A 19,443-nucleotide genomic window follows, 5' to 3' on the forward strand; every position below is an offset into this window, starting at 1 on the left:
CTCTTTGAATGATCCCGAGAAAAAAATCATCTATGGTGGTAGTAGTCTTTTCTGCCCATTTTTTTAAGCGCCTGAGAATAAAACGCTGAAAAATCTTAATTATGACAAGACCCGCTAAAAATAGGCCGACAAATATCAGATAATCAGCAACGCGGTTTCCTAAATACACCTGTTCTATAATAGACTGAAACATCTTTTATCCTCCTTATCTTAATATACCACGCCTTTTGAGAGTTAGTGCATATATGATACTACTAGGGGCTTATTGAGTCAAGGTAAGGTGTGCTATGTGTTAGGACGTCTACTTTGCCCTCATGAAGATAAATCCGATAATTTTCTTGTTAATGCAAATATTATTGATATAACAACCAGCGTGAATAACGTTCCGATAACCCAATATTTAGTATTTAGATAGCGAAACGTCGACTCTTTCAATGGGATATTGTAAAAATCAAATTTCCTTTTGATGAATTCGAATTTCTTATCTTTTGACCCAAGACTTTCTTCTATCCATTTACGCATTACGTGCGACTTTTTCAGAAAGAATCTATATTCTTTCTCCATGTTATCTAAGTCACCGTTTCTCTCATATAAGCTAGCCAATATAAAATGAGCGTCAAGATATACAGGGTCTTTCCTTATAGCATTTTTTAAATATTCCATGCTATTATCATGATAACCTTTTTTGAGTAATTCTATGGCTGTAATAAATAATTCTTCCGCATCATTGGTCTTTTTTATTCTATGCCGTCTTATGCCCTTATATTCCAAGACTTGTTCCACGTATTTTAACCCATCAGGACCCTCTCGTTCCAGTTCTTCCGCTATAGCAAGAGAACAAAATATAATAGACGATATTAAGATTAACAGGGCTAAAAGCTTCATATTTTAATAGGTGAAGAGGTCTTTCGGAGAATAGTTTTTTCCAGCCACACTATTTAACGCGTTGCGGACCTTTGATTGCACGTGCGGGGTTAGCCGCCTGCCCTTCATGGCCCGGGTGACCATTTTATGCGTAAGCTGCTCATCTGAATGGGCAACAAGATCATGTGGCTTAAGTTTGCTCGCCACCATGATCTTCGAGATTGGCTGTTCACCAAGATTTTTCTCCATTTTAAGTGGGCCTTTTGCGTAGTTCTTTCTTTTCGGAACGCATTTTTTTATACCTTAGCATCTTCTCTTTGGCTCTTTTGGAACGTTTTCGCTTCTGACGCCTTATCTTTTCTATTTTCCTCTGCTGGGCTGCCTTTTTGCCAAGTACAAGTGATTCGATCTTATTAACGAGTATCCTTCTGGCCAGGAATCGATTTAAGCCCTGGGAACGTTCTTTTTGACACTTGACCTCAATGCCTGTAGGCTTGTGCTTGAGATAAACACACGAAGAGGACTTATTGACCTTCTGCCCGCCCGCACCGCTCGAGCGTATGAACTTTTCCTCCAAGTCCACTTCCCTTATTCCCAATAGGGCCATCTTAGACTTTAACGCCCCCTCCTTGCCACTCCTTACACTGAATACCATTCAAAACACTCCTCTGCTATAGGGTGTACCAAAATAGGACGTCTGCTAGGTCACTCAGATTTAAACGAAGTGATTGTAATGACCCTGCCTTGACTAATCACACCCTCTATTTTACGCTTGAGCCATCGTTTAAACAAATTTCGTGTCAATGGAATCAATCCCATAAAGCCTATTATATCAGTTATAAAGCCCGGGGTTAGAAGCAGTATACCGCTGCATAAAATTAAAACGCCGTCAAATAATTTATCCGCCGGCATTATGCCCTGGTTTACATCCTCCTGTATCCTGCGAAGAGTAGTAAGTCCCTGCATCTTTGCCAAATATGCGCCGGTTACACCTGTAAAGATAACGACTCCAAGCGTATAACCCACCCCTATATACTGGCCAATCTTTATTAAGAGAGCCAGCTCTACAAGCGGAACTGCGGTAAATAGTAAAATCAAATATCCTAACATATCATTAGGGCGTCCCCTATCTTTATCTCAATCCTTTCCATATCAATATTCTACAGTCAAACAACCTATTAAGCAATTATAAAAATAAAAGGTCAGGGGGCACTTTGAAGCGTGATTCGGGGACAGATTGGTAAGGAGTTTTCAATACGGTATAAGAAACCCCCAAGAAACCCCACAGGGTCTCAAGCATGGCCACGCCATTGGTCAGCGCAAACGCGGAGATGTTGATGTAGATGGGGAAGAATGTGGCGAGGAATGCTAAGATTATTAATACAAAACGCATAAATTTTAAAACTACCATTTCAAGCCTCCTTTTTCTGAGCCTTCAGCCATCAGCTGTCAGCTTTCAGCAAAAGAAGGTTTTAATTGTTTAGAGTCGCAGATTCCCCCTTCCTAACGTACGACTTTCGTCCCTTAAACGCAAAAAACCCTCACTAGGCCTTGGTAAGCACTAATGAAGGTTTTACTTTATTTAAGTCCGGGATTTTTTCCTTCGAACTCGGGACTTTTTATTTAGTTGTAATATAATTATACCACCTTTTATTGTTTAGTCAAGAGGATCTGCTTAGATTTCGTCAGGGACAGGTCTGGGATTGAGTTTAGAACCGTCCATAGGCTTCTTCAGTTGTTGCAAATTTTGCAACAACTGAAGAAAATAGAAAGAGCGATAGAGAAAAGGAATGTGCGAAAAATGCACATTGCAGGTACGTAAAAGCAGTTATCCGGAATTTCCAGATAACTGCCAGTGATTTCAGTATGTTCCATTTTGGAACTATGTGCAAAATTTGCACATACTGATAGCTGAAAGTGATCCTTCTGAGCGGGATATTATACTGAAACTCGCGGTTAATCTTATTAATAGGGATAATTAGTAGGCCAGGTTTAAACCTGGCCTACGGAGTGAAGTAGGGTGTACCCAAATAGGACGCCTACTATCTGACACATAAATGTCAATGTTAAATTATAAACTTTTCCAAGTCTCTTCATAATTTATCCATAAAAATACGGCTAAAGCGAGGTTTTTATAAGCTTTAGCATTTGCTTGTAGTCCAACTTTTTCTGCAAAATAGAGGGCATTTTAATATTCTCTGTAAGTTTTTTCCATTTATTATAGCGTCTCTTATGTGCCTTTTGATGTCCTTTTAGCTCCCCTAATCGATCCTCGGATCTAAACCTGACTTCAAGAGGGCCATCGGAAATCAATAGCTCTGGTACAATCGATCCTTCCTCTGCAAAAGAAAGCCACCACGCACCCTTAATTCGATCTATGGGCACATTAACAATGACAACACCTGGTTTGCCAAACTTGCTGGCATATACAGGAGAATCAGATATATGCGCAATGTCTTGCACATCGACCTGAGCTTTATCATAAAGCTCAGGATTGTCGGTGCCATAAAAAAGCCAAAGCGATTTTTTTTTGAAAAACCTGTTCTTTGAATCCCATTGCGTCAGCCGTAAGAGCCTATCATATAGTTTTTCGAGCTCGGACTCCATTGATGCAGAAGCGGCTATTGCTTTATGAATATCAAATGCTTGACTTATGGCCGATTCCTGACTCCAGGATCCGAATTCACCTTCTTTCTTATAAAGGTCTTGTATTTTCTCCACGGCTTCTTTTTTCACTAATACAACATTTTTTTGCCCGCTGATGTTTCTAACCAGCTCTACTTCTGGTGATTGATCTGAATCAGGGTCATACGTATCTTGATCGTAAACTTTTATAACCCAGCCATGCCGACTATCAGGTTCCGGTACAAAAATAGGTTTCTTGCCCTTCAGCTTATCAAGCCCTAGTATATGCATATCCATGTCACCAGAAAGCAAGCGAACACTGCCCGACTGTGATGCTCTAGAAGGATGTTTATAGACGCGTGGAATCACTGGACTTCCGTGTATATTTTTACGATTAAACCCATAAAAAAGTAATGCTAAATGACTCAAGCTTTTCCGTACGTTATTTCTCTCTACTTCAAATACATAAAGGTTCGTTCTGAACTCTACTTCTTTCCCATCCTTTTTTACAGAAAAAGCTACATACGGTCCAAAATCAGGGTCGACTTTGAGCTTCATGGTGACTGGTTTATTCGTTAAATCATACTTTCTTATTTCGTCTTTTGTGAAATGAAACCTTAATCTCTTCCAAAGTTTTTTATTTGGTTCAACTTTTAGTTTTATTTCCCCCTCCTTTATTTTTCCCTTCTTATTTTTAATTAACCTTACTTTTCTTGAAACCTTTCTATTCATTCCTTTGAGATCTTTTTTTCCAGATGCAAAATGCATCATATCAATAACCGCTATGTCAGCAAACGGCATAAATTTATCCCTAACATATAAATACTCAACAAGAGAGTTTGGGGATAGTTCAGGATTTTCAGTATTAAAGTCTTTTAATTTTACTATTCGAGCAAGTGGCCCGCAATTAGGATCATCTATTATCATGCAAACCACCTCGTCGCCATTTTTAATATCATGCTCTTTTATCTTTTCCGGAGAGATATTTAAAGTTATTGGCGGAATGTCAAAATTTGTCGAATTAAATGTAACTACACCACTCTCCCCTTTTAAATTGACTTTTTTAACTTGATGTGACCAGGGGTGCCCTTTTGGCCGCACATCTATCTCTTTTCCTTCGGAAAGAAGATATAAATCTATAATAAAGGGCTCTATCTTTATCTCCTTTCCTTTTTTATCGGAAAACTTATACGTGATTAATGGTGTTACTATCTTCTTTTCTTTTCTACTTTCCTCTAAATCCTTCGGTATAAAAATTCCTAGCAAGAGACCTACATTAGCATCTTTAGAGCTCATTAAAATTACTTTCTTGATATCTTCTTCCACAATTCTGGGTAAAACACTTGTATATATACGTAATGTTTTTTTATTTGCCAGATATATGGTTACCCGATTATCTACGATGCAAACAGGTAGTTCGATCTTGCGCCACGGCATTAGCTGGGCATTGCCATCCATCCATTCTGCAATACCCTCTTTTGTCAAAGGGCCTTTAATTTTTGCCCATTCTAATATATTATTAAAATTAATAGAAGGATCAGCAAAATAATCTTTTTCTGTTGAATACAAGTGTGCTCCGACCATGTCTTTTAAGCCAAATTGAAGTCCTTCCATGATATCAATGCCTTTATCTATATTTTCCAAGAATCCATACAGAGATCCTTCGCCTTTTTCGATGATATTCATGATTCCCATAGGCCCCTGCATAGCAAGCCTAAAGTCATATGCTAATTCTTTATCATCAACCATATTGTCAAACATATTCAAGAAATCGTTTACGGCTCTGCGGTCTTGCTCTTCAAACATAGTACTTATATTCAGATCTCTTAATTTATCAAACATGCGGCGTCGAGTTCCTTTACTGACTGTTTTTAACTCATCTCCAAAAAGAGTGTATGTTTGTATTTCATGTAGGTAACTTTTTATACGCTCTTTCCGTTCTTTCATTATGTTAACTAATCTGATGATATATTTTCTGTTAAGCTCTCCATTAACTAACAGTTCTACCAGTGCTTCATTAACCTGCTTAGCCCCTTTCTTGGATAAGACACTAAGTATTCTTTGATTGGTTATATCGGGGTTCTTGGCAATTTCTCTTAAGACCTCTGATTGAAGGGGCAGCATGTGTGCAGTCTGTGATAGTTCTTTTATAAATGTTTCTACATCACTTAATTCTGTCATAGCGTCTTTTATATTTTTATAGCCTATGTTGACAGGGACTCTCAGGGATTCTGAATAAGAGATGTTTGTACAAAAAGACCCCATTAGCATAAATATTAAAGTTATTGTACATGCTTTTCTAATTCTTCTCATAATCCACCCACAAAAATAGCCCTGTCCTTGTATTAAGGCTATATATACGTGCTATGCATTTATATTATAAGTATACCTTATAATATTGACTCTTTCAAGAGACTAGGGACAGGTCTGGGATTGGCGCGAGAACCGTCTCTGGGCTGAGAGGTTAAGATCGCTGATGCTTTGACCGGGAGTCAGGTTTGCCAGGACCCATCCAGCACTGCGGCCCCATGTTGTCCCAAAGGAATTTCTGGCAGGATCGTAAGCAAATAAATCCTTGGTTTCTTTCCATGTTTCAATAGTAAATACCTCTGCCTCAGGCAATAAGCGTTTTAGTTCCTTTTCCATTGCAAATAAACGTTTTATCCCTTCTTTTCCAAAGTCATCGCCCGAATCATCAATAGAGGAATTCCATTTTGATGGTGAAAAATATATTGTGCCGCTCTTATCCTTTACATGTTTTATTAATGACCTGGCATGATTGCGTATCTGCCAGGTATAAAGCAATAGATTCATTGAAATAACAATATCAGCGCGGTCAAATTCGTCCTTATCAAGGTTACCGAAAACAAAAATCACATCAGGGTCTGTCCTGTTTTTTTCCGCTTCTATTATATACTCGAGTTCTTTCTCGATCCCTACTACGGCCAGCTCGCGACTACTGATGCTTCTATAATGCCTTGCCATGCCATGACTAGCTTCTCCAAACTGGCATCCAGCATCCAAGATTCGCAAAACATCCTTCTCTGGCCAGGGATTAAGATCAACTCTTTTAATATGCCTCTCGATTTTCCTGGCCTTAAGCATAGAGCTGCTCTTTTTAACTTCAATAAGGGCATGTTTTGCAATGATGCTGCGTACTAATAGGGACTTATCATTCAGCATCGCCCCTAATAATGCATTAAGGATGGCCTTATCTCCCTTTTTATACAGTTTTTCCAGAACCAGGGACGCCTTTGCGCGTATCCATGGCCTTTTTTCTCTCATCAGTATGTCTATTAAAGTCTTAATACCTGCCTTGCCTGTTGATTGTATCTCTTCGATTGTAAAGATATCCCTTCTTGAATCGTTATGGCGCTTAGTTCCATGGCCGCCTATGCTTAAATATTCGGTAAGCTTTGTCAAAATGTATGCCCGAAGATTAATCTTGCCTGTCTTTTTTAAGATCCTTGGCTGGCCCGGGCTATAAATATGCTGGAAATTAAAATCAGAAGATGTTATGTAAAATCTATCAGCTATTGCTGATTTAAAGACGTTTAATGCCGGGGATGGGATCTCATTGGTAATGTCCCTGAACTCTCCTGTGCCTAAGAAGCGTGTTTCTAGATTACTGCTATCAGCGCCACAAACAACAAGCAAATCCCCTTCTCTTATTAAAGAATTTATCTCCTGTGTCCATGTATTTATGTTCGCGGCCTTAATTCCTGAAGCACCGTTAAAAACTATGTCCGAGATCGTTATATTGAGTAGTTGGTTAAAAAATAATATCCTGAATGATGCCTGAAAAGACTTTCTATTATCTCTGGCAACTTCTTCAATTGCATTTTTTATTTCGCCGGGATTTCTTATGTTTGCTGATTTACGCTTTAATATCGTGCTTATGTTCTCGCTGGTGAGCCCTATATCTTTATTGAGCGCTATAAATGTATCCGTTACCGTTGAAACATCTTTATTATTAAGGCCTACGACTATGTCTTTTTTAGTACAGCCTATACATGTGCCAGGGTTAGCGCCTTGTCCAAAGTCAAATTTTACTATAGGCTTGGAAGGGGCTATATTGCGCAATAATGCATGCAAAAGACTCCATTTAAGATTATACTCGCTTAGGGCCGCGCTTAAAACCTGCTCTCTTAAATCAGATATAACGCGGTGATCATACAGCTCTTTTTCTTCGGTGCTCGGCGATGGAGACAGGTTTCCTAATATCAAGGCCTCTTTTCTTGTTCTGTAAAATTTTTCAAGATCATAAACGCGAGTATAGTCGGTATTTTGGGCATGTTTGATGTGCCTGTCGTAAAGTTTTTTCAGTAAGTTGTTTAATTCCGGATATTGGTCAAATATCTTATTGAGAAGCACTCTCCAGCTTACAGCAATGACTTCTTCCTGTTTATCAAGTATCTTGATATTTATTTTCCGTTTTTTTACCTCTTCTATCTTCTGCACTAACGATTTAATGGATAGCGCATTAAATCTATCATCAGTCACATATCTTTTTTCAGGGGAATAACCATGGCTTGGCCGCAATGAATACACGGGCGTAGAATATAAAAATATCCCCAATATTAGCGTAAATATTAATGCTATATTATAAGATTTTTTAATCTTCATGATAATCTGGGCATAAAAAGGCCATCTTTTTTGTGGCCTATCTTAAATAGCGACTATATTATATCAAATTACAGCGAAAAGTCAATGTGTAAGGGATTTTAAATATTGGCGGCTATCTCTTTTGTAATACTAGTTCTTTCTTTTCCGAGTCTATTTTAAAGATAAAGTTATCAAGGAATGACATGCCCAGTAAGCCGGTTCCGTCCTCTTCGTTTAATACGACCGCTCTTACATTGCTGACCTTGGCCCTGCCTAATCTTACTTCTCTGATATTGACCGATCTTCCTTCTACTGTGCGGCCGTCAGCTAATTGACATGAGACCTTAGTCGCGCCGCGTATGTTTATGCCTAATTTCCTCGCTATGTCTGAGGATATCTGCGTCTCCGAGCACCCTGTATCCAGCACTAGCCTGGTCTTTAATCGTCGGTTTAAAACCGTGTCCACGTAAAGCGTACTGCATTTTTTCGCGAGCGGCACGATTTCCTTTCCTATAGTCATATTGACTACTGTTCTGGCTCCCTTACCGGTTAATTTAGCTGTCTTGAGCGCGACCTTGCCTACTGTCTTGGCTGTTACAAAGGTTATCTTGCCGGCAGTGCCCAGAGCCTTTCCAACAGCATTAAGCGTAGTACAGCCGCTTAATAAAAGCATACCCGAGACAAGCAGTATTGAGAACTTAGATATCTTTGTCATAATGTAAGTAAAAGTATACTCTATGAGCGAGGGAATGTCAAAACGGCGGGGAAATTATTTTAGGGCATCTGACGGGGTGAAGCCTGTGAATTTATAGAATTTTCTGGAATCTAGCACTACCTTGCCGATGCGTGGTGGGCCGTTTTTCTCGTCAAAGCGAGAGGAACGAATCAGGAATTTCTCTTGATATCCGCGTTTCTGGACAAGATATGTTCCGATATCATATAGGCTGTATTCTTGTGTCCCGCCACAATGGAATATGCCCTCTCCTCTTTTATCAAAAAAATGCATGACTGCTTTAGCTACATCTTTAGTTGTGATCAGCGATCTTATTTCATCATGAAAAAGCGTCATTTTTTGTTTTTTACTGAGTCTTTTCGCGATAAAGTCTATAGCCCCTTTTGTCCCTGAGATCGATGGCCCTATTGGCAGGCCAAGACGCACTATTCCATTCCTCTTGTGCTGCAGGACCTCGTTCTCTGCTTCTAGGAAGGTTCTGCCGACTACACTGACAGGATCGCACAGCGATGACTCTGAATAACCGCGACCAAGGGGGTCATTTCCAGAAAAGACCAGATCTGTGCTGATGTATAACAGGTAGCTGTCTTTTGACAGGTCGACTATATTGCGGGTGCCCAGGACATTTACCTGATAAGTAAAATCAGGAGCGGCTTCGCACCTGTCAAGATCACAGACTCCTGCCGCGTGCACGACTGCTTCAGGCTTGATCTTGTCAAATATCCCCCTCATCTTAGAAAAATCATCCATGGTGCAAAAAAATACCTTTTTGTCATTTTTGAAAAAAGGGAGTTTAATGCCAGGGGCGACACCATACACACGCTCTCCGTATTTCTTTCTAAGCGCGGTGAAGATAGGCCATCCGTGAATAGATGTTATACCTGTTATAAGGATATTATCGGATTTTTGCATATATGTGGTATTCCAGGAGTCGGCATTCTATCCTGGCATTGAAAAAAATTAGCCGGCGGCTGGTTCGCAATCCTACCTTTTTTGCCAGGGCCATATTCCCGGTAAAGACATATCCGGTAAACCCCGCGCATTTATTCTTAAAGAAATCCCCTATACCTTTATAGGTTCTCTCCAGTTCATGCTGGTTTCCGAGCCTAAGGCCGTATCCCGGGTTAAAAATAACGATCCCCTTTTCTTCAGGGATCGGAGTATCGTTAAAATCGCATACATGAAATTCAATGACCTCATCGACCCCGGCGAGTTGAGCGTTTTTCTTCGCGGCCTCGATCGCCTTTTCATCGATGTCAGTCGCGATGATCCGAAAAGGCAGGTCTTTCTTTGACTGGACCCGCAGTTTTTTATTTAAAGCGTTCCATGCTTCTCTATCGAATCCCATTACGTGATTCAATCCAAAATTGCTCCGTAAGAGGCCGGGCGCGCGTTTCAAGGCGATGAGCGCCGCTTCTATCGCAAGTGTACCGCTTCCGCACATGGGATTCACTAAAGGCCGTGAACCGTCAAAACCCGCGGCACGCAGCAGAGCGGCTGCCAGGGTTTCCCGCAAAGGGGCTGTAAAAGGGATTTTCCGATAGCCTCGGTCTGAAAGCTTCTTTCCTGAAGCATTGAGATATATCCAGCATTTGTCATTGCTCCAGTAAAAATTGATCACCACATTATCCCTGTCCGGCCCGGAATTCGGCCGGCTGCCGCATTTTTCAGACACCCGGTCAACTATCGCGTCTTTGACCTTCTGGCTCGCAAAAACTGAATTATTAATAGCAGGAGTATTCACGCGGGAGGTGACGCTGAGATATTCTGAAGGCGCGATATAATCTTCCCACGGAAATGATACGACTTCCCTGTACAGTTCATCAGTGTCTTTGCAGGAAAATTGCTTGAGCAGGCAAAGCACGTTAACGCCGGCGCGCAGCGCGAGATTGAGCTTCATCGCGTCATGTAACGACGCGGTTATCTCTATCGTGGTATCGGAAGTAATCCGCGCTTCATACCCCAATTCTTCCACCTCCTGGCGTAAATAGTCAGCTACTCCCTGGTCACACGTGATCACTAATGTCTCATTTTTGCGCATGTTCATAGCTGTCAAAAAATCCCTGTCTCGCAATTTATATAGTTTTTTAGAATATCACCTTCTCTTAAAAACCTGCTTATCTCTGTAAACGACGGGCCGCCTTTATTGGCCAGATAATTTCTCGGGGAAAAATCTACCATGGGCTTCAGCATATAGAGATTTTCCTTTGCTCTTGTCATGGCAACATAAAGGAGCCTCCGCTCCTCTTCTATGGAATCATCATTCCCTATTGACTGATAAGATGGTACATAGCCCTCTGAAACATGTATGATAAATACTGTGTGCCACTCGAGCCCTTTAGCGGAATGGATCGTGGAAAGCACCAGCTTTGATTTATCCGCGTTGTCGTTATTCTTTTTTACAGCTCCTTCTTCAGGAGGCTCCAGAGCCATATCAGTCAAAAAATCCTCTATTCTTTCATATCTTAAGGCAATTTTTTCAAGAGAGCTAAGGTCATTGATGCGCTTATGAAAATCATCATATTTTTCTCTAAAAATAGGTTCATAATACGCATTGAATATCTTTATGATGTCAAAAGGAGTTTTGCCTTCATCGCAGACTTCCTTAAGCACTCTTGATAATCTCTCAGTGTCCTTTGTCTTTTTAAAAAGCTTATCATCTGAAGACAGGGCGTTTTTGTCCTGACTTATCTTTTCAAACATTTTCTCAGCTGTTTTAGAGCCTACGCCTCTCATTAGAGTAAGGACCCTGTTCCAGCTTATCTCGTCATTTATGTTATGAAGGACCTGTAGATGAGAGATAAGATCTTTAACATGAGACGATTCAACGAATTTCCTGCCACCACATTTGATAAATGGTATGCGGTTTCTGGCTAGCCCTACCTCAAGGTCATTAGAGTGCCAGCCTGAGCGGAAAAGCACTGCTATGTCCCCGAGCTTTACTCCGCGAGAGTGCAGCTCTGTCACTTTCTCTACAATGCGTTCTGACTGGCGGTTTTCATTTTTTGTTTCTATGAACTGAGGCATATTCGTGCCTTTTTTTCTCGTGAATAGATTTTTCCTGAATTTTTCCGCGGCAAAATCTATTATCTTATTAGTCAGGTCAAGTATCGGCTGCATGGAACGGTAATTTTCTTCAAGAGTTATTATCCTTGAACCTTTGAATGTATTTGGAAAATCCATTATGTTTTTAAAATTAGCTCCCCTGAAAGCGTATATGCTCTGAGAGTCATCGCCAACGGCCATGATATTCTTATGCTCTGAAAGCAGAAGATACAGTATGTCGGCCTGAAGCTTATTTGTATCCTGGTATTCATCTACCATGATGTACTTGTATTTTTTAGAAAGGATGGCCTGTATGTCCTTATTAGAAGATAAGAGTTCTTTTAAGTAGACAAGTAGATCATCATAATCAAAAAGCCCTTTTCCTTTCTTGTACTCAGCGTAAGAGCGTCTTATCTTTTTTATTGATTCTGTGTATTCCGCGAAATGCGGGTATTCGCTTTCTATGACCAGGGATATATCATACGGGGTATTCACGCTTTTGGATATTATATTAAGGAGGGCTTTTTTCTTGGGGAACTTTTTGTCTGCATTGCCAAAACCCAGTTTTTTACGCACCAGATTAACCGCGTTCTCGGCATCTGACTGGTCCATTATCGTGAAATTATTAGGCATGCCAACGCGCCTGGCGTATTTTCTTAAAACCATGTTCGCGAAGCTGTGGAATGTGCCCCCTGAAACTTTTTTACAACGTTCATCCAGTATAAGCGCGGCCTTTAAAAGCATCTCCTGGGAGGATTTACGGGTAAAGGTCAAAAGAAGTATTTCTTCAGGATTTACACCTTTTTCCACCAGGTGTGCCACGCGGTAAACAAGTATTCGGGTCTTTCCACTCCCAGCTCCGGCAATAACAAGGCATGACCCGTCCATCATGCGTACGGCTTCGAGCTGAGCGGGGTTTAATTCTTTTTTATAATCTATCGGCATAGTTCCGTAGATTATAAAGTATTAAAGTAGTGCTTGCAATGTTTTTTTAGTGTAACATTAGGCAGGTATCTACACTCTGTAGGCCAGGTTTAAACCTGGCCTACAGAGTGAGGCGGAAGAAATATTCTTTAGTCTCGTCTGGTTATTTCAATGAGGGGACGGTTCTCATGTCAATCCCAGACCCGTCCCCATTTTTAATTATTGCGTTGGAGAAAGCTTATTTACAGCTCGAACTTCTCTGTTTCTTTTTCTATAGATTTAGTGAATCTGCTTTTGGTGCTATCTATGGTTTGTTGAAGAGCGGCGAATATCTTATCCACTTCTTCCGAGGAATATTCATAGCCCGGAGAAGATAGATTTCCTATCAGCTCTATCTTCTTCAGCGCGTTCGTTACCCTCTGCGCCGCCAATCTCTTAAATTTATCGTGTTTGCCTTCAGCTTCTACCATGCCTTACCTCCTTTTTAAAAATGGTCTATGTTCGACTGGTTATTTCAATAAGGTGAACCCCGAATTGTGTTTTAACAGGGCCATGGACTTTATTTACTTCTTCGTTGAACACGACCTGATCAAATTCCTTTACCATTTGACCTGGCGAAAAGCTTCCCAGGTCTCCTCCCTGCTTGCCAGAAGGGCATTTAGAAAGTTTTTTAGCTAATTCACCAAAATCCGCCCCGTTTTCGATCTGTTTTTTGATATTTTCAGCTTCCTCCTGTGTCTTAACCAAAATATGCCGCGCAGTTGCTGTAGCCATAAGTACCTCCTTTTGAGTGATTATACCATAATGCGCAGCTGTTTCAAGATAAGATTTAATGCGAGCCGCTTTTAGCGCAGATCTGAGAAGCGATTTTTGAGGCAAAGGTTAGATGGGGTTTTATATTGAAAAATACCTGCCTCCCTCCTATTTTTATAATCCTGTAAAGTAAAGCTGCGTTAAAGGCGTCTCCTGCGCCGATTGTGTCAACGACTTTGACTTTTTTGGCCGGGACTTTTATTAGTTTACCCTTACAATCTAAATACTCTGAGCCCTTTGCTCCTAGAGTTAATATGACCTTGCATTTCAGTCTTTTTTTAAGCCCTAGGAACTCAAGGTCTATCTCGCTGAATCTTGCTAGATCTACCCATTCTAAGAGTCTTAAAACGCGGTTTTTGGCTGCTTTTTTATCCTTTATAGCATATGGCCTGATGTTTGGGTCAAATGAGATAAAGATGCCTCTTTTTTTAAGGTATTTCACGTATTTCAAGGCCTCTTCCGAGCTTTCTTTCTGATAGGAAAAACTTGAGCCAAAATGAAAGGCCTTGCAGCTGTTTAATAGGCTTTTTGGCACGCTTATTAAAGGTACAATCGAGTCTTTTGGCGAGTTCTTATAGAAGGTGTACTTGGAATTGCCATGGCGGTCAATATTAGCTACTGCAAGAGGTGTTTTAATGTTAGAGTCTTGTATAACACCTTTAGTATTTACTCCAAATCGCCCTAGCTCCTTTATAGCCCAATCCCCCAGCGGATCCTTACCTATCCTGCTGAGCATAGCCACTTTTAGCCCTAATTTAGCTGCTATTATGCTAGAATTGGTTATCCCACCCCCTACCGAGGCTGTAAAAAAAGCCGAGGCTGGGCCTCGGCTTTTTTGGATCAGATCTATAGAAGTGCCGCCTAAGAAAAGGATATCTATTGGCATATTCTTATAATAGTATGTTTGGGGCTAATTTTCAAGATAAGATTTTATAGTTGTGATTCCTCTGAAGATATGATATTCTAACTACATGGACAGTTATAAATTACGCGAGCATCATATTAAATCTTTCTCAAAATTGAGCTTATCAGAGCGGCTTAGCTGGATCTTTGCGCAACGGCAGTTTCTCAGCCGTTTTATGGATCCTGAGGCGAGACAGATCAGCAGAAAGATTCGTCGCAATGGCAAAAAATACTTCAAAGATGCAAATCTGGCATAAAATAATCAGAGAATTGAGCCTGGCAAGGATTAGCTATGTTATGGTTGGGGCTGCGGCCTTGGCTATTCATGGTTTTCCCCGCAGTACTCTAGATATTGATATTTACGTCCCTGCCAAAGAAAATATCCTGAAAAAGCTTTTCAAAATAACTCATGCTTTAAGCTTGAGAAGTGAGCAAAAGGCCATTCTCAAAATCAGTCATTCGCCGGAGCTCTTTACGGGTCAATGGATTTGTTTTTCATGTGAAGGGCAGGATGTGCTGGATGTCTTCCTTGCAAATAGTAGTGAATTTAAGAAGCTCTATAAAAATTCAAAGCTAAAAAAAGATAAAAGCATATCAATAAGAGTAGCTTCCCTTCGCGATATCGCGGCCATGAAAAAATCATCAGGCCGCCCCATCGATCTATCTGATCTCGATTCGATCAAAGAAATGATGAGATACAAAAAGAAAAAATAACCTTCCTCTTCCGCAAAAGACAGCTTCCTTCACAAACTTTTGAAGTTAGAGATTTTTTTGAAGGTCCTCGTTTATGTTTAAAATGCCAAATCTTGCGTCTTTCATAAGAAGGGTGTAGTGCTTTTTTATCTGTGCTATTACTTCTTCCATGTTTGTTTGTGTTTCCGATTCAACGAGGATGTTTTTCTTAAATCTTGTTTCCTTCCATGCTTCTAAATTAGCTAAACTATTATAAACTATCTTTCCACTCATTGAGTCTGACGGAACAAGTAGTTTGCTATATTTGGCGACATCAAACAGAATGTCATCGCGGATAAGACAAAGATCTTTCTCATCAGTAATGGTTGTTGATTTTTTTTCGTAGTCTAAGATCTTGTTTAGGATTTCTTCCTTAAGGGTCGAAAGACCTCTTAATTCAGAGAACCATGCAAGGACTTTTAATGGTTTGGTATTAATATTATTTAGGAGTAGTTCCTGCACTTTAAGATTTAGTAAGGCACAAAATGTGTCATATTTACTATTAAGTCTTGATAGAATTTCATCAGGTGGTATTTTGTTAAGGATTTTATTTGTTTTCCCTACGATATTGTTTTCGCCATAATATTTATAAAACGGGCCTAAAAAGTTTGCTGCCAGCTCATTGTAACGATGGAACTCTGTTTCAAAATGAATTCGTTTTTCTCCTGATCCAAGTTGAATGCGACGCAGATAATCCTCCTCTCCTACATAAACTTCAATCCAACCCCACGGTATTTTTCTTTCCTCCATAATAGCTATAAGTGCATCTTGTGCTTTGCTATACATAGGATAAGGATCGTCGGAATCAATATAAAATGCTAGATCAATATCACCCATGATAGTCCAGAATGGCAGGTCTGTTCCAGTAAGACTAGATTGAACCATAGAGCCTCTTGCCTCAACGATTACCTTGTCTTTTAATCCTACTTTATCAAAAGCCTCGAACCATAGTTTTATAGGGTTTAATCCTTCTATACCTTCAAAGTCTTTTGGAAAATCATACGTCTCAACAGGCGTTTCCCAAAAGAGCGATTTTATCTGCCCTGTTTTTTTCAATCCCCCTACTACACAGGCATTAAAAATAAAATTGTTTTTGTCCTCTGGAAATTCAAACCCCAGTCTTTTTTCGATATAAGGCTTTAACCTATTAGTCAATGCTCCGATATAGCCTTTTTCTTTATCAATAACGCAGGCTTCAGTATCAGGTTTTTCTGGATGCCAGGGTGTGAGGCCGTTTTCTGCTAGTTTTTTTGTTGTCCAGTCTAACCTGGTAAAGTCTGGATGGGTAAATATGATAGCGCCATTTTCATTTAGGGACTCGTAAGCCCTTTCTATCATATAGTCTATGTAGTAACGGCCGTCTACGCCGCCAAACATGGATTTAAGGTCTGTGTATTTTTCGAACTCTGGCGAGCCATCTGGAAAATCTTTCATGTCCCTAGGTATGAGCGGGAGGTCAAAAACAATCAGGTCGAATTTCTCACCTGATTTTAGGGCAGATAGTAGATTACCTACTCTTCCTTCAATCTTATCTTCTACCCCGTTAAGCTTTGCATTTTCTAGAGCTCTCTCCACTGCTTCTTTTTCTTTGTCTACTGCAACAACGCGCGTTGTTGCAGGCGTTAATTCAGCAAAGACTATTGATATAAGGCCTCTTCCTGTTCCGATTTCAGCTATCCTTTTAAGGGAATTGCCTTCGTCTTTTAGTCTTTTTATGATAGCGGGTATATTTTCGACTAATACTTTTGCGTAGGGGTTTCTTTGGGTGAATATATTGTCTCGTAAATTGCTTTGTTGTTGGTAAAGCAAGACCTCTTTGTCATCATCTATGTGTACTTTATCCCAGAGATGTTTGCTTCTGTCATATTTATCTATATCTGTAAGAGCATACGGGTCAGTCGAGATTGATACGAGTACTCTTGTCCCGTCCTCTTTTTCTGCTATAAAGCCCTCACCTTTATTTATTAGTTTCAAGGCGCGGTTTTTAGCTATTGGTTTTTCAGTATAAACTAATGGGACTGTAGCTGTATTCTTAAGGTGCAACAATGCATCATTTCTACTTAGAAATGTTATTTGATACTTTTCAGAGAGTAGTTTTTTTTGAGCTTTTATTAAGCGGGTTTTATCATTTTTTAAAGGGAGTCTTAATGTGTTTGACGAACAGGCAGGATTTGGGCATAAAAAGGCTGCCACGAGAAGTATGCTTATTAGCCTAAATTTATACCCTTTTTCAATCTTCATTATAATCTCGGCAGAAAATCCCCTCTTCTCTGGTTAAGAAAAGGGGCTCTCTTTTATCTATTATGATGTAATTATAGCATATATAGGGGCCAAAAGCAAGGCTTTTAGCCCTCCTCGTCCAATAGTAGTTCTGCGAGGTTTTCTATGTCGAATTTGAAGGTTTTGCGCTTGCCGCCGCGCTGGAGGCTTTCTATCTGGATCCAGAGTTTGTATTCTTTGTCTTTTTTTATCCTGTCTCTAGGTATCTTGAATACCAAAAGTTCTCTTGTTAGTGTGCCTTTGCCTTTTTTATTTTCTTCTTCTCTCCCAAAGTGGATAAAGGCTTTGTCTTTTTTCTTGGTAGGATAAGCCTCTTCTTCTATTGCTGTTGCAAGGAGGATTTCTTTTGATTCAATGCACAGGCGGCCAAGCTTGGGCCCGACAATAAGAGCATTATGGATCTTTGGTTTTGTTTTGTGCATCCTGGCTGTTACAGTGGCCTCGAGGATATCATCTGTTAGATATGCCTTTACAGCTACTATATTTTTTCCAAACTCCTTTGCCTCAAAGAGTATAAGGTTCTCTTCTTCCTGCGCGTAAGAGAGCGATACAGCTCCGATCATAAAAAAGCATGATAAAAAGATACATAGTGCTCTAGTCATACCCACCTCTTTCTATGAGAACAAAAACCTTATCCCAAAAAATAAGTACGAGAAAAAGACAAACAGGTAAAGCAGTAAGATGGTTGATGCTAAAAAGTGCGCTCGCGATGTCTCGGCCTTTTTTCCATGCTTTAAGTGACAGAAGCCATAGAACATCAAAAAAATAGCCACTGGTACGGCTAAAAACAAAAAATAACGGAACCCTGAAACAGCGTAAGATATAAATAGCACTATTAATAGAGCTTCTTTTTCAAGAGTTTCATGCCTACCTGGTATAGCGTATCTTCTACATCATCACCATTAATAAGCTCTTCTATCCATGCGACTTCTGCCTTTGTTGATATAAGAGCGGTGCTATTAGGATCTTCTATTTTTATATCCAATACAGTGCCTTTTGCGATCATGGAGTTTACAGGCAGCATTATGCCTCTAGAGCATATGTTTTTTGTCAACCCTTCTCCATTAACACCTGTAATGGGGTCTTTGTACTCTGCTTTAAGAAGGACTTCGTATCTTTTTTCAATCCTGCGGTCATTTTTCATGACAAATTATTTTGTTTTTCCAGATAATCCATAAGCCTACCTATGTAAAGAAGGTGGGCATTTTTAAATTGTATACCTGCTTCAAAATGCTGTTCATCGTCTTTATGCGTGGGTTCGTCCCAGACCCATACGACCTTAGCGCTGCACCTGACCTTCAGGTCAGTATTATATCGGAATATCTCGAGATCCAGTACTGTGCCTGGCTCTAATTTTTTCAACAGACTCATCCTGGCGCCTCCACCACTTACATTTTTGGTAGTGGTGCAAAATTCCCTGTCGCTTCCTCGCGGACTGTACCTCACAGCCAACTCTCCCTCTAAGCGCTCAAAGAGCCGGCTATCTGTTCCAATAGGCATGTTCCACCCCCCTTTTGGTTATGAAAACTTTTTCTACCTTAAAACTATTTAACGCCCTGAACAAGAAGAAATACGAAAGTGATCGTACAGGATTGGTCACCTGATCGATCAGCAGATGCAGCGTAAAGCCTATAGCTATATAATTCCATATGATATTGAGATCAAACGCAAATATCAAGGCCCATAATATTATGACGAATTCATAGGAGTGCAGGATTAAAGTCAATCTCTTAAAGGAGGTCGGGGTCTTGCAGGTATTATAGACTTTTTTTAAATTTAAACTTATTCCGTGTTCCCTTGCATAGTCAAGATAATGATCCGCGTCTATCAAAACGCCTGCCATGAGAAAGCATAGAAAACCATTTAAGGAATGGGCATAATTATACAGGATAGTCCCCATCGTCAAACTAGCAGCTGTA

22 protein-coding genes are annotated in these 19,443 nt (G+C 40.1%); 2 read left to right on the forward strand and 20 right to left on the reverse strand.

Going from position 1 to position 19,443, the window contains the following annotated elements:
* From P9L93_03165 to P9L93_03235, 15 genes are all read right to left on the reverse strand, one after another.
* The coding region (locus P9L93_03165; GenBank protein ID MDP8230083.1) for a mechanosensitive ion channel family protein at positions 1-193 on the reverse strand (193 nt) is incomplete at its 3' end.
* Positions 194-312: 119 nt separating this feature from the next.
* The gene (locus P9L93_03170) at positions 313-885 is read right to left on the reverse strand and encodes a hypothetical protein (protein MDP8230084.1); all 573 of its coding nucleotides are present in this window, start codon (positions 883-885) and stop codon (positions 313-315) included.
* Between the two features lie 3 nt (positions 886-888).
* Positions 889-1,113: a hypothetical protein gene (locus P9L93_03175; protein ID MDP8230085.1), complete on the reverse strand. Its 225-nt coding sequence runs from the start codon at positions 1,111-1,113 to the stop codon at positions 889-891.
* Between the two features lies 1 nt (position 1,114).
* Entirely contained in the window at positions 1,115-1,519 is a 405-nt protein-coding gene (locus P9L93_03180; GenBank protein ID MDP8230086.1) for a peptide chain release factor-like protein, read from the reverse strand.
* Between the two features lie 50 nt (positions 1,520-1,569).
* The gene (locus tag P9L93_03185) at positions 1,570-1,974 is read right to left on the reverse strand and encodes an FxsA family protein (GenBank protein ID MDP8230087.1); all 405 of its coding nucleotides are present in this window, start codon (positions 1,972-1,974) and stop codon (positions 1,570-1,572) included.
* Between the two features lie 76 nt (positions 1,975-2,050).
* On the reverse strand, positions 2,051-2,275 hold the full coding sequence (locus P9L93_03190; protein ID MDP8230088.1) for a hypothetical protein: 225 nt from the start codon (positions 2,273-2,275) through the stop codon (positions 2,051-2,053).
* A 707-nt stretch (positions 2,276-2,982) separates the two neighbouring features.
* The gene (locus tag P9L93_03195) at positions 2,983-5,802 is read right to left on the reverse strand and encodes a hypothetical protein (protein ID MDP8230089.1); all 2,820 of its coding nucleotides are present in this window, start codon (positions 5,800-5,802) and stop codon (positions 2,983-2,985) included.
* A 102-nt stretch (positions 5,803-5,904) separates the two neighbouring features.
* The gene (locus tag P9L93_03200) at positions 5,905-8,115 is read right to left on the reverse strand and encodes a class I SAM-dependent methyltransferase (GenBank protein ID MDP8230090.1); all 2,211 of its coding nucleotides are present in this window, start codon (positions 8,113-8,115) and stop codon (positions 5,905-5,907) included.
* 112 nt (positions 8,116-8,227) lie between these two features.
* Positions 8,228-8,809 carry a retropepsin-like aspartic protease gene (locus P9L93_03205; protein MDP8230091.1) on the reverse strand — a complete coding sequence of 194 codons (582 nt, stop codon included), beginning with the start codon at positions 8,807-8,809 and terminating at the stop codon, positions 8,228-8,230.
* A 54-nt stretch (positions 8,810-8,863) separates the two neighbouring features.
* Positions 8,864-9,739, reverse strand: a complete 876-nt coding sequence (locus P9L93_03210) for a sugar nucleotide-binding protein (GenBank protein MDP8230092.1) — start codon at positions 9,737-9,739, stop codon at positions 8,864-8,866.
* Entirely contained in the window at positions 9,723-10,874 is a 1,152-nt protein-coding gene (locus P9L93_03215; GenBank protein ID MDP8230093.1) for a class I SAM-dependent RNA methyltransferase, read from the reverse strand. The genes P9L93_03210 and P9L93_03215 overlap by 17 nt, the downstream gene beginning before the upstream one ends.
* 5 nt (positions 10,875-10,879) lie before the next feature.
* Positions 10,880-12,817, reverse strand: coding sequence for an ATP-dependent helicase (locus tag P9L93_03220; GenBank protein ID MDP8230094.1), 1,938 nt, complete (start codon positions 12,815-12,817; stop codon positions 10,880-10,882).
* A gap of 221 nt (positions 12,818-13,038) precedes the next feature.
* Positions 13,039-13,266: a hypothetical protein gene (locus P9L93_03225; protein ID MDP8230095.1), complete on the reverse strand. Its 228-nt coding sequence runs from the start codon at positions 13,264-13,266 to the stop codon at positions 13,039-13,041.
* 25 nt (positions 13,267-13,291) lie between these two features.
* The gene (locus P9L93_03230) at positions 13,292-13,570 is read right to left on the reverse strand and encodes a peptidylprolyl isomerase (GenBank protein ID MDP8230096.1); all 279 of its coding nucleotides are present in this window, start codon (positions 13,568-13,570) and stop codon (positions 13,292-13,294) included.
* A 55-nt stretch (positions 13,571-13,625) separates the two neighbouring features.
* On the reverse strand, positions 13,626-14,495 hold the full coding sequence (locus tag P9L93_03235; protein MDP8230097.1) for a PfkB family carbohydrate kinase: 870 nt from the start codon (positions 14,493-14,495) through the stop codon (positions 13,626-13,628).
* An 85-nt stretch (positions 14,496-14,580) separates the two neighbouring features.
* On the opposite strand from P9L93_03235, the gene P9L93_03240 reads away from it, so the two are divergent.
* On the forward strand, positions 14,581-14,769 hold the full coding sequence (locus P9L93_03240; GenBank protein MDP8230098.1) for a hypothetical protein: 189 nt from the start codon (positions 14,581-14,583) through the stop codon (positions 14,767-14,769).
* Positions 14,732-15,226 (forward strand): hypothetical protein, encoded by a 495-nt coding sequence (locus tag P9L93_03245; GenBank protein ID MDP8230099.1) that lies wholly within the window; start codon positions 14,732-14,734, stop codon positions 15,224-15,226. Before P9L93_03240 ends, P9L93_03245 begins: the two co-directional genes overlap by 38 nt.
* A gap of 45 nt (positions 15,227-15,271) precedes the next feature.
* On the opposite strand, the gene P9L93_03250 is transcribed toward P9L93_03245, so the two are convergent.
* The 5 genes from P9L93_03250 to P9L93_03270 form a co-directional block, all read right to left on the reverse strand.
* Positions 15,272-17,485 carry a class I SAM-dependent methyltransferase gene (locus tag P9L93_03250; protein ID MDP8230100.1) on the reverse strand — a complete coding sequence of 738 codons (2,214 nt, stop codon included), beginning with the start codon at positions 17,483-17,485 and terminating at the stop codon, positions 15,272-15,274.
* 104 nt (positions 17,486-17,589) lie between these two features.
* Positions 17,590-18,126, reverse strand: coding sequence for a hypothetical protein (locus tag P9L93_03255; protein MDP8230101.1), 537 nt, complete (start codon positions 18,124-18,126; stop codon positions 17,590-17,592).
* A gap of 233 nt (positions 18,127-18,359) precedes the next feature.
* Positions 18,360-18,668: a PilZ domain-containing protein gene (locus tag P9L93_03260; GenBank protein MDP8230102.1), complete on the reverse strand. Its 309-nt coding sequence runs from the start codon at positions 18,666-18,668 to the stop codon at positions 18,360-18,362.
* Positions 18,665-19,024 (reverse strand): PilZ domain-containing protein, encoded by a 360-nt coding sequence (locus P9L93_03265; protein ID MDP8230103.1) that lies wholly within the window; start codon positions 19,022-19,024, stop codon positions 18,665-18,667. The genes P9L93_03260 and P9L93_03265 overlap by 4 nt, the downstream gene beginning before the upstream one ends.
* The gene (locus P9L93_03270; protein MDP8230104.1) at positions 19,005-19,424 is read right to left on the reverse strand and encodes a hypothetical protein; all 420 of its coding nucleotides are present in this window, start codon (positions 19,422-19,424) and stop codon (positions 19,005-19,007) included. Before P9L93_03270 ends, P9L93_03265 begins: the two co-directional genes overlap by 20 nt.
* Between the last annotated feature and the right edge of the window lie 19 nt (positions 19,425-19,443).

The sequence above is a fragment of the Candidatus Gorgyraea atricola genome, assembly GCA_030765235.1.
GTDB classification, from domain to species: Bacteria; Omnitrophota; Gorgyraeia; order Gorgyraeales; family Gorgyraeaceae; genus Gorgyraea; species Gorgyraea atricola.

What these genes read in the sequence shown, in the direction of transcription:
- P9L93_03255 (MDP8230101.1), bottom strand. Translation starts at nt 18,126, where the DNA reads ATGACTAGAGCACTATGTATCTTTTTATCATGCTTTTTTATGATCGGA.
- P9L93_03270 (MDP8230104.1), bottom strand. Translation starts at nt 19,424, where the DNA reads ATGGGGACTATCCTGTATAATTATGCCCATTCCTTAAATGGTTTTCTA.
- P9L93_03175 (MDP8230085.1), bottom strand. Translation starts at nt 1,113, where the DNA reads ATGGAGAAAAATCTTGGTGAACAGCCAATCTCGAAGATCATGGTGGCG.
- P9L93_03200 (MDP8230090.1), bottom strand. Translation starts at nt 8,115, where the DNA reads ATGAAGATTAAAAAATCTTATAATATAGCATTAATATTTACGCTAATA.
- P9L93_03225 (MDP8230095.1), bottom strand. Translation starts at nt 13,266, where the DNA reads ATGGTAGAAGCTGAAGGCAAACACGATAAATTTAAGAGATTGGCGGCG.
- P9L93_03265 (MDP8230103.1), bottom strand. Translation starts at nt 19,024, where the DNA reads ATGCCTATTGGAACAGATAGCCGGCTCTTTGAGCGCTTAGAGGGAGAG.
- P9L93_03195 (MDP8230089.1), bottom strand. Translation starts at nt 5,802, where the DNA reads ATGAGAAGAATTAGAAAAGCATGTACAATAACTTTAATATTTATGCTA.
- P9L93_03170 (MDP8230084.1), bottom strand. Translation starts at nt 885, where the DNA reads ATGAAGCTTTTAGCCCTGTTAATCTTAATATCGTCTATTATATTTTGT.
- P9L93_03205 (MDP8230091.1), bottom strand. Translation starts at nt 8,809, where the DNA reads ATGACAAAGATATCTAAGTTCTCAATACTGCTTGTCTCGGGTATGCTT.
- P9L93_03240 (MDP8230098.1), top strand. Translation starts at nt 14,581, where the DNA reads ATGGACAGTTATAAATTACGCGAGCATCATATTAAATCTTTCTCAAAA.
- P9L93_03235 (MDP8230097.1), bottom strand. Translation starts at nt 14,495, where the DNA reads ATGCCAATAGATATCCTTTTCTTAGGCGGCACTTCTATAGATCTGATC.
- P9L93_03250 (MDP8230100.1), bottom strand. Translation starts at nt 17,485, where the DNA reads ATGAAGATTGAAAAAGGGTATAAATTTAGGCTAATAAGCATACTTCTC.
- P9L93_03220 (MDP8230094.1), bottom strand. Translation starts at nt 12,817, where the DNA reads ATGCCGATAGATTATAAAAAAGAATTAAACCCCGCTCAGCTCGAAGCC.
- P9L93_03260 (MDP8230102.1), bottom strand. Translation starts at nt 18,668, where the DNA reads ATGAAAAATGACCGCAGGATTGAAAAAAGATACGAAGTCCTTCTTAAA.
- P9L93_03180 (MDP8230086.1), bottom strand. Translation starts at nt 1,519, where the DNA reads ATGGTATTCAGTGTAAGGAGTGGCAAGGAGGGGGCGTTAAAGTCTAAG.
- P9L93_03190 (MDP8230088.1), bottom strand. Translation starts at nt 2,275, where the DNA reads ATGGTAGTTTTAAAATTTATGCGTTTTGTATTAATAATCTTAGCATTC.
- P9L93_03185 (MDP8230087.1), bottom strand. Translation starts at nt 1,974, where the DNA reads ATGTTAGGATATTTGATTTTACTATTTACCGCAGTTCCGCTTGTAGAG.
- P9L93_03210 (MDP8230092.1), bottom strand. Translation starts at nt 9,739, where the DNA reads ATGCAAAAATCCGATAATATCCTTATAACAGGTATAACATCTATTCAC.
- P9L93_03215 (MDP8230093.1), bottom strand. Translation starts at nt 10,874, where the DNA reads ATGAACATGCGCAAAAATGAGACATTAGTGATCACGTGTGACCAGGGA.
- P9L93_03230 (MDP8230096.1), bottom strand. Translation starts at nt 13,570, where the DNA reads ATGGCTACAGCAACTGCGCGGCATATTTTGGTTAAGACACAGGAGGAA.
- P9L93_03245 (MDP8230099.1), top strand. Translation starts at nt 14,732, where the DNA reads ATGGCAAAAAATACTTCAAAGATGCAAATCTGGCATAAAATAATCAGA.